This window comes from Methanosarcina sp. WWM596 (assembly GCF_000969965.1).
GTDB lineage: Archaea > Halobacteriota > Methanosarcinia > Methanosarcinales > Methanosarcinaceae > Methanosarcina.
In genome coordinates, this window is sequence record NZ_CP009503.1 from 4,122,578 (window position 1) to 4,137,337 (window position 14,760).

12 protein-coding genes are annotated in these 14,760 nt (G+C 37.2%); 6 read left to right on the top strand and 6 right to left on the bottom strand.

What is annotated here, in order from left to right; genetic code table 11:
• The first annotated feature begins 12 nt into the window (after positions 1 to 12).
• From MSWHS_RS18175 to MSWHS_RS18195, 5 genes are all read left to right on the top strand, one after another.
• A complete protein-coding gene (locus MSWHS_RS18175) occupies positions 13 to 945 on the top strand; it encodes a protein-glutamate O-methyltransferase CheR (protein WP_048130111.1) in 933 nt (310 codons plus the stop codon).
• 103 nt (positions 946 to 1,048) lie between these two features.
• Positions 1,049 to 1,687 carry a chemotaxis protein CheC gene (locus tag MSWHS_RS18180; protein WP_048130112.1) on the top strand — a complete coding sequence of 213 codons (639 nt, stop codon included), beginning with the start codon at positions 1,049 to 1,051 and terminating at the stop codon, positions 1,685 to 1,687.
• A 497-nt stretch (positions 1,688 to 2,184) separates the two neighbouring features.
• Positions 2,185 to 2,643, top strand: coding sequence for a chemotaxis protein CheD (locus MSWHS_RS18185; protein WP_369798996.1), 459 nt, complete (start codon positions 2,185 to 2,187; stop codon positions 2,641 to 2,643).
• A 519-nt stretch (positions 2,644 to 3,162) separates the two neighbouring features.
• Positions 3,163 to 4,056 carry a formylmethanofuran--tetrahydromethanopterin N-formyltransferase gene (gene fhcD / locus MSWHS_RS18190; RefSeq protein ID WP_048130114.1) on the top strand — a complete coding sequence of 298 codons (894 nt, stop codon included), beginning with the start codon at positions 3,163 to 3,165 and terminating at the stop codon, positions 4,054 to 4,056.
• Positions 4,057 to 4,327: 271 nt separating this feature from the next.
• A complete protein-coding gene (locus tag MSWHS_RS18195) occupies positions 4,328 to 4,609 on the top strand; it encodes a DUF4405 domain-containing protein (RefSeq protein WP_048130115.1) in 282 nt (93 codons plus the stop codon).
• A gap of 124 nt (positions 4,610 to 4,733) precedes the next feature.
• On the opposite strand, the gene MSWHS_RS18200 is transcribed toward MSWHS_RS18195, so the two are convergent.
• The 5 genes from MSWHS_RS18200 to MSWHS_RS18225 all read right to left on the bottom strand — a co-directional run bounded on the left by MSWHS_RS18200 (position 4,734) and on the right by MSWHS_RS18225 (position 12,356).
• On the bottom strand, positions 4,734 to 6,278 hold the full coding sequence (locus MSWHS_RS18200) for a TraB/GumN family protein (RefSeq protein WP_048159511.1): 1,545 nt from the start codon (positions 6,276 to 6,278) through the stop codon (positions 4,734 to 4,736).
• A 733-nt stretch (positions 6,279 to 7,011) separates the two neighbouring features.
• Entirely contained in the window at positions 7,012 to 8,106 is a 1,095-nt protein-coding gene (locus tag MSWHS_RS18205; RefSeq protein WP_048130117.1) for a CBS domain-containing protein, read from the bottom strand.
• 551 nt (positions 8,107 to 8,657) lie between these two features.
• Positions 8,658 to 9,008, bottom strand: coding sequence for a hypothetical protein (locus MSWHS_RS20780; protein ID WP_156151258.1), 351 nt, complete (start codon positions 9,006 to 9,008; stop codon positions 8,658 to 8,660).
• Between the two features lie 156 nt (positions 9,009 to 9,164).
• Complete coding sequence (mfnA, locus tag MSWHS_RS18215) at positions 9,165 to 10,352, bottom strand: tyrosine decarboxylase MfnA (RefSeq protein WP_048130119.1); 1,188 nt, start codon at positions 10,350 to 10,352, stop codon at positions 9,165 to 9,167.
• Between the two features lie 1,248 nt (positions 10,353 to 11,600).
• Positions 11,601 to 12,356, bottom strand: a complete 756-nt coding sequence (locus MSWHS_RS18225; RefSeq protein ID WP_231585520.1) for a hypothetical protein — start codon at positions 12,354 to 12,356, stop codon at positions 11,601 to 11,603.
• Positions 12,357 to 12,513: 157 nt separating this feature from the next.
• Between MSWHS_RS18225 and tnpA the strand changes: the two genes are divergently transcribed.
• Positions 12,514 to 12,975 (top strand): IS200/IS605 family transposase, encoded by a 462-nt coding sequence (tnpA, locus tag MSWHS_RS19810; RefSeq protein WP_082088120.1) that lies wholly within the window; start codon positions 12,514 to 12,516, stop codon positions 12,973 to 12,975.
• Positions 12,976 to 13,020: 45 nt separating this feature from the next.
• Here the strand turns inward: tnpA and MSWHS_RS18235 are convergent, their stop codons facing one another.
• Positions 13,021 to 13,857, bottom strand: a complete 837-nt coding sequence (locus tag MSWHS_RS18235; protein ID WP_369798955.1) for a sodium/proline symporter — start codon at positions 13,855 to 13,857, stop codon at positions 13,021 to 13,023.
• Positions 13,858 to 14,760: the final 903 nt, after the last annotated feature.

Below are 14,760 nucleotides of genomic sequence, written 5' to 3' on the forward strand. Positions count from 1 at the left end.
GAATAAACTTAATTGAGGAAGGAAGGAGTAAAAGGAAGTAAAAACGGGATAAAAACCGGCAGAGAAACAGTAAAAATAAACAAAGGGAGAATACAGATCGGTGAAGATAAAATAAAGGCAAGCAAAAATCTCGAGGAAGACCCCGGATTTGAACTGTTAAAAAGAGTGATTACGGAAAGTACTGGTTTTAACTGTGAGCAATATAAAGAAGCCCATTTCAGGCGTAGAATTAACATCCGGGTCAGAGCTACCAATTCCAAGAGCTATGAAGAATACCTCAAGCTGCTGAAAAAAAACTCAGGAGAACATGAGGATCTCATTACAGCCCTTACCATAAACGTCAGTGAGTTTTTCCGAAACCCGGAAACCTTTGGAGTAATTGAAAAAGAAGTCATTCCCTTTCTGATAAAATCAAGATCAGATTCGCTTGTAAAATCAATCCGTATCTGGAGTGCAGGCTGTGCAACAGGAGAAGAAGCTTATTCTCTTGCCATTTTGCTGCACAGAGTTCTTGGGAGAGACTTCGACAGGTATAGAATAAGTATTACAGGCACTGATATTGACAATTTAAGCCTTGAAAACGCCCGTAAAGGGATTTACCGTGAAAATGTGCTTAAAAACGTGGATGCCAGTATCAGAAAAAGCTATTTTGTAAAGAAGGGTGAGACGTACCAGGTTTCCGAACAGCTAAAAAGTATGATACGTTTTAAACGGCATGATATGATATCAGAATCCAGTACAAACCGTTTTGATCTCATAATCTGTCGAAACGCCATGATATACTTTAAAAAAGAAATTCAGGAACAGTTGCAGCTTAATTTTTATCATGCATTGAACAGAGGAGGGTTCTTTGTGATAGGAAAAGCAGAAACACTACTGGGAACCGCTTCAAATCGTTTTAAACCTTACAATGCAAGAGAACGCCTGTATATAAAAGAAACCTAAGATTTTTAAAGAGATCTGAAAGAACTGAAAGAACTGAAAGAACTGAAAGAACTGAAAGAACTGAAAGAACTGAAAGAACTGAAGAGAATTAAAGGCGACGTTCATGGAAAAAATCAGAAGCTTGAGCGAATTTGAGTATGGAGCGCTGAAAGAGATAGGAAACATAGGGATCGGAAACTCAGCAGTTTCTCTTTCCAGACTTGTAAACAGCCTTGTCTGTACCAGAGTTCTCGATACAAAGTTCGAGTTAATCGAAGATATACCGAAAATAGTAGGCTTTTCAGAGTCTCCGGTAATAGGTACATTAATGAGTATCAAAGAGAATCTCAATGGTTATATCCTTGTCTTTTTTCCTGAAAGCAGCGCAAGAAGTCTCTGCCTGAACCTCTCAAGTGAGGAAGGAAAAAGTGACCTGATAGATACTATAAACCTGTCTTTAATTGAAGAAGTAAGTCATATCCTGGCAGGAACCTACATAACTTCCCTTGCTAAATTTTTGAAACTCGATCTTTCGATTTCAACACCTTACACAGCATATGATATGTCTGACTCTATTTTCAATTCAGCCGTTGCAGAGATGGGCTACATAGCAGATTTTGCACTAGTACTTGATGCAGAGTTTCTGATAAAAGAAAAGAAAATTGACGGAAACGTACTGATTTTGCTTGATCCGGAATCTCTGAATAATCTATTAAAAAAGATTAATACAATAATTGATCAAATGAGCTTATTCCAAAATTGAAAAAATTGCTTTAAAAACTAATAAAAGATCTAAAACTGCTTATTTAGTAAAAAAATTACGTTTAGAGCCTTTAAAAAACACTACTTCAAGATTAGTTATGAATAATTGCACCAAAATAATAATAAATAAGATATTTAGTAAAAAATTATAATACTATCTGAATTATAACTTACAAATCGATCAGTATATAATTTCTCCGCAAATATTAAAAATCAATAAGCTCATTATTCAAATATTAAGGAATAAAATGGGATTTAACCAGAAGAAAATGAAATAATATAGATTTAAATCGATCCTAAATTAGTTAAAAATAAAATTTTGACAAAATAAGGCTTATTATCTAATATTATTGAAAAATAAGTAATTTTAAAGAAAATGACATAAGCTCAAATACAATAATTGATCAAATACAATTGATGATCAAATACAACAATTATGAAAGATCATGAGCAAACCATAAGGAGGTTTTTTACAGATTGGCCGATCCAGTCATAGTTATGGTGGGTATAGGAGACTGCGCAATAGCCAGAAGCCCTGTGAAAATTAAAACCTCCGGACTGGGTTCCTGCTTGGGAATAACCCTCTATGACAGACAAAAAAAAATCGGAGGCCTGCTCCATACCATGCTTCCGAATATAAAAGGAGCAAGGATAAAAGATAATCCTGCCAAATTTACAGACGCAGGCATAGAATACATTGTAGATGAAATAATACAAATGAGGGGATCCAAAAAAAAACTTGGAGCAAAAATTGTAGGAGGTGCAAGCATGTTCGACAACTCGCACATGAATATAGGTGAGAGGAACATAAAGAGCGCGAGAGAAACCCTGAACAGACTGGGAGTGGAAATCATAGCTGAAGATACAGGGAGAAACTACGGACGCACAATAATATTCGATACCTTTACTGGCGATCTCCTCATAAAGACAATTCTCAGAGGGGATAAAGTAATCTGAAAGTAATAAAGACCTTTTTTATAATCTTCTTTATAATTAACATACAGTTTAACTGACATAACATCTTTCCTGATTCATTCTAACATACTGCCCAGTTTTTTTCAATTTCTTTTCTTTGAAAAATTATATATTTGATATAAATATTATAATAGACATTCATTAGCTAATCGATTAAACCGATTAAAGCCCAAAGAGAATAAAAGTACCATAAAACTTTAAGTGTATGCCTGAGATTAAGTAACGCTGCAATTATGTGGCTTTTTCTGTATGGCATAAACAATCCAGCCGAGCATGAACAACCAGCGCAGCACAAATAATTCGAATATAGCATAAATTTCAAAAATATCTAAGCAGACTAAAAGAAAATAATGTATAATGATTGGAATGTGCTGGATTATGCGATACTGGATTATACGGTACTGGATTATACTGGAATATGCTAAAATACGCTAATTTATAGTAAGATTTCAAGCCTGGATATCAGAATAATTAATAAAGAAAAGTAAATAGGGGATTTTCATGGAAATTAATGGAGTAGAAATTGAAGATACATATGCAGAAGCGTTTCCGATCAAGATTTCAAGGGTGCTCATAACAGCAGCCACAAAGCACTGGGCACAGGTAGCAGCCACTGAAGCCACCGGCTTTGGGACGTCAGTTATAATGTGCCCTGCAGAAGCGGGAATTGAAAAATTCGCAAGCCCAGGTGAGACCCCTGACGGAAGACCTGGAGTCTATATCCAGATATGTACTTTCAAATACGAAGCTCTGGAAGAACAGATGCTTGAGAGGATAGGGCAGTGCGTACTTACCGCTCCTACAACTGCAGTCTTTAACGGGCTGCCTGATGCTGAGAAACAATTTAATGTTGGCTTTAAACTCAAATTCTTCGGAGACGGTATGGAGTCCGAGGCTCAGATTGCAGGCCGCAAAGTATACAAAGTCCCAATCATGGAAGGAGACTTTGTGACTGAAGAAAATATAGGAGCCGTAGCCGGAATTGCAGGCGGGAACTTTTTTATCTTCGGAGACTCCCAGATGAGTGCCCTGACTGCAGCCGAAGTTGCTGTTGATGCAATTATGGAACTTGAAGGCACAATTACTCCATTCCCTGGCGGCATTGTCTCAAGCGGGTCCAAGGCCGGAGCGAACAAATACAAATTCCTGAAAGCTACTGCAAATGAAAAGTTCTGCCCCTCCATAAAGGACAAAGTTGAAGGCACCGAAATTCCTGCCGATGTCAACGCTGTATATGAAATTGTCATCAATGGGCTTGATGAAAAGAGCATAAAAGCAGCCATGAAAGCCGGAATAGAAGCTGCAGTAACCGTTCCTGGAATCAAGAAGATTTCTGCAGGTAACTACGGCGGCAAACTGGGTAAGTATCAGTTCAAACTTCAAGAGCTCTTCTGAGCTCAAAAATTCTCTTTTTTAGCAATTACATTTCTTTTTTCTTCTGAGCTCAAAAATTCTCTTTTTTAGCAATTACATTTCTTTTTATTCCATACATCTTTCTCACACCATCATCTTACATACCTTTTTATTTTTCAGATTGAATTACTTTACAAGGAAACCGATAATAAAGAGATGCATAAAGTCCATTCTTAAGAAGTCTCGTTTTTTAGAATTTTCATTCTTAAGAAGTTACTTTTCAGATTCAGAGAACAAAAATGAGAGTGGAAACATGAACAGACAAAAAACCAATTATTTAATAGACCTTGCCCTGACAACACTGTTTTTTGGAGTCGCAGGTACAGGTCTTTTCATGTATTTGTTCATACCTTCAGGAGTTCAAGGGGGTAGATACCTAATGTACATGGGGCTAACGAAAGCTACCTGGGTCTGGATACATAGCAGAATTGGAATCCTGATGTCAATTCTTGTGGTCATTCACCTTATCCTCCATTGGAAATGGATTATATACACTACGAAGAGTTTCTTCGGGAAAGAAAAGCGTGAGTTGTAAAGATTTTCGAATTACAGTAACTTCATGCTACATAAAAAGGAAAAAATAGAAAATAGTTCTGAAAATAGTTCTAAAAATAGTTATGGAAAGCAAAGATGTTATCCCGCTACCAGAGAACTATTTTTCAGAGTCCAAGTGCACTGAACCCGGAATGGAGAAGATCCTGTGGGTTGAGACCTGTAACCTGTAGCATTACATACGCCCCAAGGAAAGTACCTATCATACTTCCGATATTGGCAAAGCTGGCCACAAGAAGAACACGCATAAACCTGTTTTTGAACATTTCTTTGAAAGTTTCTATCCCTGCAAGGGCTTTAATATCGTCAGTGGTAGGATTTTGCTGTTTTGCTTCTACCAGACCTGCAAACCAGCCTGCAGCCATCATAGGGTTAAGAGAGGTTAACCAAGCAACCGAAAAGGCTGTAAGGACAGAGTATGGATGTCCCCCCGCCAGGAGGGTGCCGGCTGCGCTAAGGGCCCCGTTAATGAGGAACCACCATCCAAAAGCTATAAGAAGGAGTTTAAGGGGAGTGCCCGATACAAGGAGCAATAAAAAAACTAGAAGCGCAAGACCAACTATTCCAAAACCAACAACTTTACCGATTCCAATGCGCTTCTTAGGAATCTCCACCAGAGTACTAAGTGGTGGAATGTTCTTTGGGTTTTTCAGGTAGTTAATTATTCCTGGTTTATGCCCTGCTCCAACCACTGCAACAATAGTTTTATTTCCGCCTGCAGCCACCTTGAGGAGGCTCCCTGCAAGGTATGCATCCCGCTCATCTATGAGAGTTTCAGCCGCAGTTGGGGCAAATTCTCTAAGCTCACTGACAAGGGCTGTGACAACATCCTGTTGAGTCATCTGATCGATATCGATATCAACCCCTTTTCCTACTCCTATCAGGCCGCCTATTAGAGAACCAAGCATTTTTATTTTCTCCAGGAATTTCATACGACCCCAGAAACGCTGGAGAGTTACCTGAATATCCCTGTCAATTAAAGCTACTCTGGCTCCTGATGCTTCTGCTTCTTCAATTGCGGAAATCATCTCAGAACCGGGTTTTACACCCATGTCTTCACCGATCTTTTTCTGCACATAGGCAAGCAACCAGTTGACAAGGTAAAAGTATACCTTTCCTTCGGTGAGAATTTCCTTTATTGGAAGCTGATTCGTCTCCTGAATGTTTCCTTTCAGAGAATCATAACGTGCCCGACAGAGCTCAATGGCTACAATATCGGGTTTAAGTTTTCTGATAGTATCCCTAACTTCAGCCACGCTCTTTTCCGAAACATGTGCCGTACCTATGAGCACAACCTTTGAAGGCTGAAACTCGGCAGCCGGATTGAGCTCATCCAGAGACGGAGGTTGGAAAGTAGAGGGAACTGAAAGTTCCGAAGCTGAATCAGGAAGAGGTTCCGCAACAAGCTCGGAACTTATATCGAGCTTCACTTCAACATCTCCGACTTCTGCTACAGATGGCAGTACAGAAGCGCCGGTTTCCTCTGGCTTGTTGATTGATGAATCAGAAAGTTTAGACTTTCCGACAGAAACATTATCTTCTGCGGATTCGGTTATAAGTTTGTCCATAGAGTATATTGACTCCTGAGATGAACTATGAAAATTGTATTCAGGCTCCTTGTCCTGAGAATCTGTAATTTTAGACCTATCCATTATCAGTCTCTCTGTTGCGGCTGATTAGAAGTGACGGATTAAAATGTATAAAGCAGAGCATTTTTCACTCTATTGCTATGTACTGCTGTCCAGAGTACATTACTCTACCTTAAAGCCATTGCCAAAATACGTTACTTTATCCATTATACTTCCTAATTTTAAACACTTACTGCCGCGAATTCAAAGATATCAAGTAAATAGTTTAGCACACAAGTAATTTAATATATAGTATAATTAAGTCATACACATCAAATAAGTTACACATGTTATATAAGTGATCTGTAAAAAACTGATCTGTAAAAGCCAATCTATACATAGCCAATTTGTACGGATCTGAATATGAAATAAGTTATGTATATGAGATAAGTTATGTTATACCGTAAAACAACTGTTACCGTGAAACAAATAAATTATAATTGATGAATACCAAATTATACTTTAAAGATATTAAACTACACATCTAAGATATTAAACTATACTTCAAAGATATAAAATTATACATTTAAAATAACCAAGTAATAAATATGATAGAACTAAACTGTAAAAAAATTAGTGCCGGCAAATAATTAACTCGTGTAATTACTGCCAGAAATTTCTGTTTACCATTTTCACATTTTTCCTTAACAATTTAGTTTTATTTAGTTTTACAGATTTTCAGTGTTCAAGTATGCAGTTCTTTTTCAGTTGCACATTTCTTCAGTTGCACATTTCCAAAAAGGAATCTTTTGGTGCTTCATTCTGATCTGAGCCTCAGTGTCCTGACCAGGTCTGTTCTGGAAAGTACCCCTACAAGAGACCCATTATCAATGACCAGAACTCTTCCTATGTTCTTAGATGTGACCAATTTGAGGACATCACTTGCCTGTGCATCCGAAGTAACAGATATGACATCTCTGGTCATAATATCTGAGATCCGGGTTACAGGACGGTCAAGAGTGGAAACGCGCTGGATATCGGTAAAAGTCACAATCCCTTTCAGGTCGCGCCCCTCTATTACAGGATAACCCATATGCTTTTTCTCAAACATAAAAAGAATCAGATCTTCAACATTCATGGAAGGAGGCACTGAAACTACATCTTTTGTCATTATATCTTTTACCAGAACATTTTCTAAAGTTACGGATGCCTGAGTAGAACGTTCCTCCTCAGATGCACCGACATAAATGAAGAGAGCAATCAAAGGGAACCAGAGGTTTCCAACAAGAATTCCAAAAATCGCCATCAAGATAGCAAAAAATTTTCCTAAGGCAGCTGCACTTTGCGTAGCTTTGACATAAGACATTCTCCTGGCATAGAAAGCACGGAGCACCCTGCCTCCATCCATGGGGAATGCGGGCAGCAGGTTGAAAATTCCAAGAACTATGTTCATGGCTCCAAGAATCCAGATTGTCAGAAAAACGGGATTGTCAGAAAGCGCAGAGTTTGGTGCAATTATATACCCATATATTAAAAGACAGGCGGCACCTATAATCAGACTCATTAGAGGTCCTGCAAAAGCCATCTTTGCTTCCTGTCCAGGATCTCTTGGCATCTCTTCCATTGAAGAAACGCCTCCGAAAAGGAAGAGCGTGATGCTCTCAATACTGACTCCATAGCGCATTGCCAGATATGAGTGTGCAAGCTCATGCAAAAGGATTGATGCAAAAAGCAGGATTGCGGTCAGGGTTGAAAGCGCATATTTCATAGCAGGCGACTCAACCTCTTGAAAGCCATAAGGGTATGGATTAATGGCGAAGACATATGCAAAAATGGGAAGTATCAAAAGAAAAGTGATGTGCAGTCTTATAGGTATGCCCATTACGCTTCCGATTTTCAGTGCAGATTTCATAAAATAAAATACCCCCTTTATCTATCTAATACAAACACTTAATGAGCTATATATGAAATATATGTGAAACAAGTTGATAAGCCATTATGACACAATGATATGCATATCTGAAATATGTTGCCAGAATGCATGAACGTGCGACAGGTTGTTACACCTAAGCTTCAAAACGTTTGTTTAATTTCTTAATTTTAGCTTATTAGTTTGTTTAATTTCTTAATTTTAGCTTATTAGTTTGTTTAATTTCTTAATTTTAGCTTATTAGTTTGTTTAATTTCTTAATTTTAGCTTATTAGTTTGTTTAATTTCTTAATTTTAGCTTATTAGTTTGTTTAATTTCTTAATTTTAGCTTATTAATTTCAACCCGCTAACCTGATCTGAGAGACAGAAACTATCGTATATCCAAAAGCATCAATTATATTATTTTAAATAGTATAATTATTTTTTGCATCCCTTAAACAGGCAAAGAATAACAACAAACTTGATGATAGTCATCCTAAAGATAAAGTAGCCAGGTAAAATAATGAACTAAATTATGAACTGAACCACTAATCTAACCGCTAATTGAATCATGAACTAAATCACGAACAAAATCATGAACTAAATCAAAATCATGAACTAAATCATGAACAGAATCATGAACAGAATCATGAACTAAATCATGAACAGAATCATGAACTAAATCATGAACAGAATCATGAACTAAATCATGAACAGAATCATGAACTAAATCATGAACAGAATCATGAACTAAATCATGAACAGAATCATGAACTAAATCATGAACAGAATCATGAACTAAATCATGAACTAAATCATGAACAGAATCATGAACTAAATCATGAACAGAATCATGAACTAAATCATGAACTAAATCATGAACTAAATCATGAACAACGGTCAAAACGCTACAACTCGTAAAAGTTCCAAGTTTTTTATTAAACAAAATATTAGTTAATTGCCTCCCTAATTATTTTTTCTCCACAAAACGTAGCTGATTCTAATTTACTATTTAGCAATAATATTATAGATATTTGCTTTCGCAAAATTAAAAGCAACTTTAAATCATTGCTGTCACTTTCTTAAGATCCTCCAAAAATATATTAATACCTTCTGGAGTATTATGCGGCATCAGGACTAAACGGAGGGTTCTTGGAGTGCGGGTGATTGAGACATGCCAGCCGAATCTTTCAAGAAGCTGTTCTCTGACAAAGTCAGGTTCTGGGACTTTTAGAGCAACTACGTTCATTACAGGTTCTAGCAGGGGTTCAAAACCGATTTTTCGAGCTTCTGAAACTAGCTTTGTGGTAAGCTGCATGCAGTATTGCACGTTCTTTCTGTAACCTTCATAGCCGAGATATTTCATAACAGCACAGGTAGCGGCAGCTGAGGCTCCGCTCCTGGTGCCTGTAAGTGTGAACTGGGATTTTGTGGTAAGATATGGAGTGTTTACCTTAAGGGAGTCCAGAAAAGAAGGGGATCTGAAAAGTATGGCGCCTGACGGGATTGTGGACAGGCCCATCTTGTGGGGGTCTATAGCAATGGAAGTAACTCCTGGCACTTTGAAATCAAAAGGCTGGGGTTTTTCTAGGAAAGGAATTACGAAACCTCCAAAAGCCGCATCAACATGCAGGAAAAGCTCATTTTCAAGAGCTAGTTCAGAGAGTTCGGCAATAGGATCCACCTGGCCAAACTCAGTATTCCCTGCTATCCCTACGAGCCCTATGGTGTTTGCATTTATATGACTTTCAACAGAAGCCATGTCTACCCTGAACTCCGAATCCAGTGAAGCCCTTTTGACCTCTATACCCATCATGTCGGCAACTTTATCAAAAGAAAAATGAGCCGACTCGGGAATTACAATGTTTGGAGTTCCTTTCAACCCTTCCTTTCCTGCGGTAACAAGATTTTTCATTCCTCTTACAGCCTGAATATTGGATTCGGTACCTCCTGTAGTAAGGTAGCCACAAACAGAACTCTTAAATGAATCTCCGGATGGAACATCAATTGGGGGGGCGTGAAGAAGCTCACCAAGCATCCTGACAACCTCTTGCTCAAGCCGGTGAGTTCCACCAAAAAGCCCGAGGTCTCCCAGGTTAGCCTCAATAAAGAGCCTATTAACCTCAACCGCGATCTTATGAGGGTGAGTACACATTGAACTTAAAACCCGATAATAATCCGTATCTTCTGACTTTGCATTTTCCAGATAGGAAAATATCTCTCTTTCAGAAAGACCCTTCTTATTCATATAGATAAAGTAAAACCAGTTTTATTTAAAAGACTTATGGAATAAAACTCAAAAAATAATTGAAAAACAAAGAAAAAAGGACTTGAAAGAAAAAAGAAGTAACTCGTATAAAAGGCAATTGCAGCTTAAGTTATATAGCTATATTTTTATAAAAAACAAACGTAGGCTTGAAGGGTAGTTTTTGTAACTTACGGTGTAACTTACGGAAAGGAAAAAATTAAAGTAAAAGAATAACTTTTAAAAATGTTCAAAAAACCATCAATTTTAGAAATAAATCAAGTGAAAAGGGAAAGAAGGAAGAGAGAAGAATTGATAAAGAAGAAAACCGGTTTCCAAAATTCAGAAAGAGATTTGACATATTAAAGAGATTTGATATATTATTCATTGGTTTTATTCACTGGTTTTATTCACTGGTTTTATTCACTGGTTTTATTCACTGGTTTTTAGATCTTATGACCCTAGATAAAGTTTCTCTGTAAATGAAGGATATGGATTGTTAAATTATCAAGAATAATGTATATTTAAAAATTTTGTTCTTAGAGAGAGACCCCTTTATTTCTACTGGAAAGAAGTATTCGTGTTGTAGTGTAGTTTACGGTAGAATTAAACTATAAAAAAGTATAAAAATTATATAAATATTAAAAAAATAATATTAATATTTCTATTAAGTGTTTGATTTTAATTTTGACCTGCTAATTTAGAACTACCCATAACAACATATATATACAAGTAGTGTTATAACACAACAACATTATTTTGTTCCTATAACAAAATAAAATTGTATTTTTTTTGTTCTCAAAACCTCCTTAACCGTTTCAATGGAAACCATGGGGTCTGGGTGTTATATAAACTTTCCAGTAGAAATAAAGGGGTCTTTTCCATTTTCTCCTTCCGTCCAACTTAATAATTTACATAGCTTAAATCTTGAAATTTTAAAACTACATTCCGCAGTTTTTTTGAAAATCAATGTTTTTCTTAATAGTATTTTTGAAATATATTCATATTTCGCCATCTGGATTATTTTTTACCCAGGCATCAGTCTAATCTTTCAGAGTAAAAAAAGAGAAGCAAATGAAGGAAAATAAAAATTAAAATCGACAAAAAACTCTGAAAAATACTCATCTCTTTTTCAAGTTCTTCCTTGTATTTTATGGAAAAGAGGCACCGCCAGGTAATCTGGCGGGGGTATTTTATAGCATGTGAATTGGGAAGTGGTTTAAGGTGTCAAGAAGGTGTTTTTCAGATTACCTACTCATTTGAGGTTTCGAGAGGCACCATGTCTTCTTTGTGAATAGCTTTTCCATGGAGATTTATATGGTTTACGCGGTCGAATTCTTTAAGGATTTCTTCTGTAGGACCTTCCTTATCCAGAATACTGAGGAGGTAGATTGTTATACATGAGAGGAAGAAACCAGGGACAATTTCATACATGTCAAAAATTCCACCTGAAAGTTGCTTCCAGACGATAACAACTAAGCCACCGACAATCATTCCTCCGAGCGCTCCATTTCTGGTTGTTTTTCTCCAGAAAAGAGAGAATAAGATAACAGGCCCAAAGGCTGCTCCAAATCCTGCCCAGGCATATGAGACCAGGCCCATAACCGAGTTATTAGGATCTCTCGCTATTAAATAGGCAATTGTTGAAATTGCAATAACTGCAAACCTGCCCATCCAGACGAGCTCTTTTTCTCCTGCATCTCTTTTTACTATTATCCTGTAGATATCTTCGGTAAAAGCAGAAGCAGCTACAAGGAGCTGGGAATCAGCAGTACTCATAATAGCTGCAAGAATAGCCGCAAGGAGAACTCCTGCAATAACAGGAGTAAACGTGTTGTTTATCATTACCATAAAGATAGTTTCGCTTCCCGCATCTCCAAGAAACTCAGGATAGAGGTAAGCTCTTCCGATGATCCCGCCTACTACAGCAAAAAACAGGGAGATTATAACCCAGACCATTGCAATAAGTCTTGCCTGTTTTATTACTATGGGAGTGCAGAGGGTCACGAATACCCTGACCTTCAGGTCGGGGATGAAGTGAACCCTCGCTGGCTGTTTTGTATTCGCTTAAACTGTATCAATCATCGTTTTTTTGTAAAATGAGGTTTTTTGACACCATAGCCACAGGTGGTTCCAGCTACCTATGGCTAGGATGTGATAAGCGTTGGAATTGCGCAGTTTTAGCCATGGCTATGGTCAGATTACCTACCACATCGTGTTGGTGCCTAAGTATCGATACAAGATATTCTACAATAAACGAGTTAAAAAGGATTGCGAGTCTATATTCCACAATATTTGCACAGAGAAAGGCTACAAAATCCATGCTCTGGAAGTTGTAGATAATCATGTTCACCTGTTCCTGGAATTCCACCCAAGCACCTCTCTATCAGAGGTGGTTCAATACTTGAAAGGAGGTAGTTCTTACAGATTGTTCAAGCTTCATCCTGAACTGAGAACACGATATTGGGGTGGAAGTCTATGGTCAAGTGGTAAATTCTATCGATCCGTTGGAAATGTAACCGCTGACACAATCAAGCACTACATTAAGGAGTCGCAGGGAAAACCGAAAACAGAGGTTCAATCATATAGATTAAAGTCTAGGCAACGGAAAATTGACGATTTCTAAGTACCAGAATAACCGGGCGGGCGGCCCATCAGCATACCCCATCCTTTAGGTTGGGGTGGCCGCACGCAATTTGATTTTGTCAGGGGATTCTATGGCCATAAAACGAACCAGGATATGTGGCATACCAAAGTATCCCAGGCCCCAGGCCAGGTTTGAGATCAGGGGAATTGAACCTCCAGAAAGAGCAGTCCAGGGATTAAGCAGCTGCGGGTCTATACTTTTAATAAGACTTACAGTAGAATCATAACCTCCCATTCCCTTTAGGGCTGCAAGGGGCACGAAAACAATGGCGCAGACCATTAGCATTCCCTGGAAAAAGTCGGTCCAGCAGACGGCCATGAAACCTCCAAGAAATGTGTAGCTAATAATCACCAGTGCACCGAAAAGAAGAGATTGCTGATAGGGAATTTCAAAAACAGTATTGAAAAGTTTTCCGCCTGCGACAAGTCCTGAGGAAGTGTAAAGCAGGAAAAAGACTAGAATCAGAATAGATGAAATAATTCTCAAAGCGTGGCTTTCGTCTCTGAACCTGTTTTCAAAGTACACTGGAATAGTAATGGAATCTCCTGCAATCTGGGTATATTGGCGCAATTTCTTTGCAACGAATTTCCAGTTCAGGTATGTTCCAGCAGCCAGACCCACTCCTACCCAGATAGATTCCATTCCTGCCAGATAAGCATATCCGGGCAATCCCATTAGCAACCAGCCGCTCATATCCGACGCCTGCGAACTCAGCGCAGTAACCCAGCTGTTTAACTTTCTTCCTCCTAAAATATAATCTGAAAGATTCTCTGTTTTTCGATAATAGAGAACTCCGATGGCGATCATAAAAAGCAGATATACTGCGAAAATAAGTATAATACTAAAATTATCTGATACCATTATTTAACTCCAGTTTTTTAGTCAACTTCATTTTTAGTCAACTTCATTTTTAGTCAACTTCATTTTTGGTAAACTTAATTTTTTCAGTTCAAATGATAATTACTGTCACCATTGTAGAATTAAATTTAATTTTAAGACACGCTCTAAGATTACTTCCATCTGCAAATTTGCCAGTTACGGCGATTCTGTCAGCAGCTGTATTCAGAGACGTATATTGTTTATAATGTATTTTTATTATGTGGGATATATATTATTGTGTATAATTTATGACAATTCTATAATACTATTTTGTTATTCAGACATTAAAAACGGTTCGTTTTATTTCGGTACATTAAACTGATTATTAAGAGTATTACTATTTTCGATTTATTTCTTCAAAAATTCCTTTGTTATCTTAATTTGACGAGTGAAATTGCAGTAGAAAACATTGAATCAACAGTTCTAGAAACTAAATCAACAATTCTAAAACAAATCTTTAAAAAAACAATATGATTTGAAAAATATGCAATTTGAATAAAATTTATAAGTTAATATGTAAACATAGCCAATTTTTTATGTATTTACACTCCAGATATATAGTTACTTTTAATGTCTATTCCTTGTTTTCGGCCCAACTGTCTTTATTTATTAAGCAATCGTTTTGTTATCAATGATCTTATTTACATCAAAACGGTTTTCATTTTTAACATATCCTCTTTCGTTTCAGTATAGCCGTTTGTTTACCTCGTATTATTATTCTATACTAAATATTTTTAATCATTCAATGGAAGTGAAGGGGTCCACAATTTTCTGATATTTTTCCATGCGAAAAAGGGGATTTAAAACTGACCTTCAGGGGTGCTGGAATTGTAAATCTTTTATTTTATTGAAACTGAGCTTAATGGTATCGATTTCTTTAGAGGG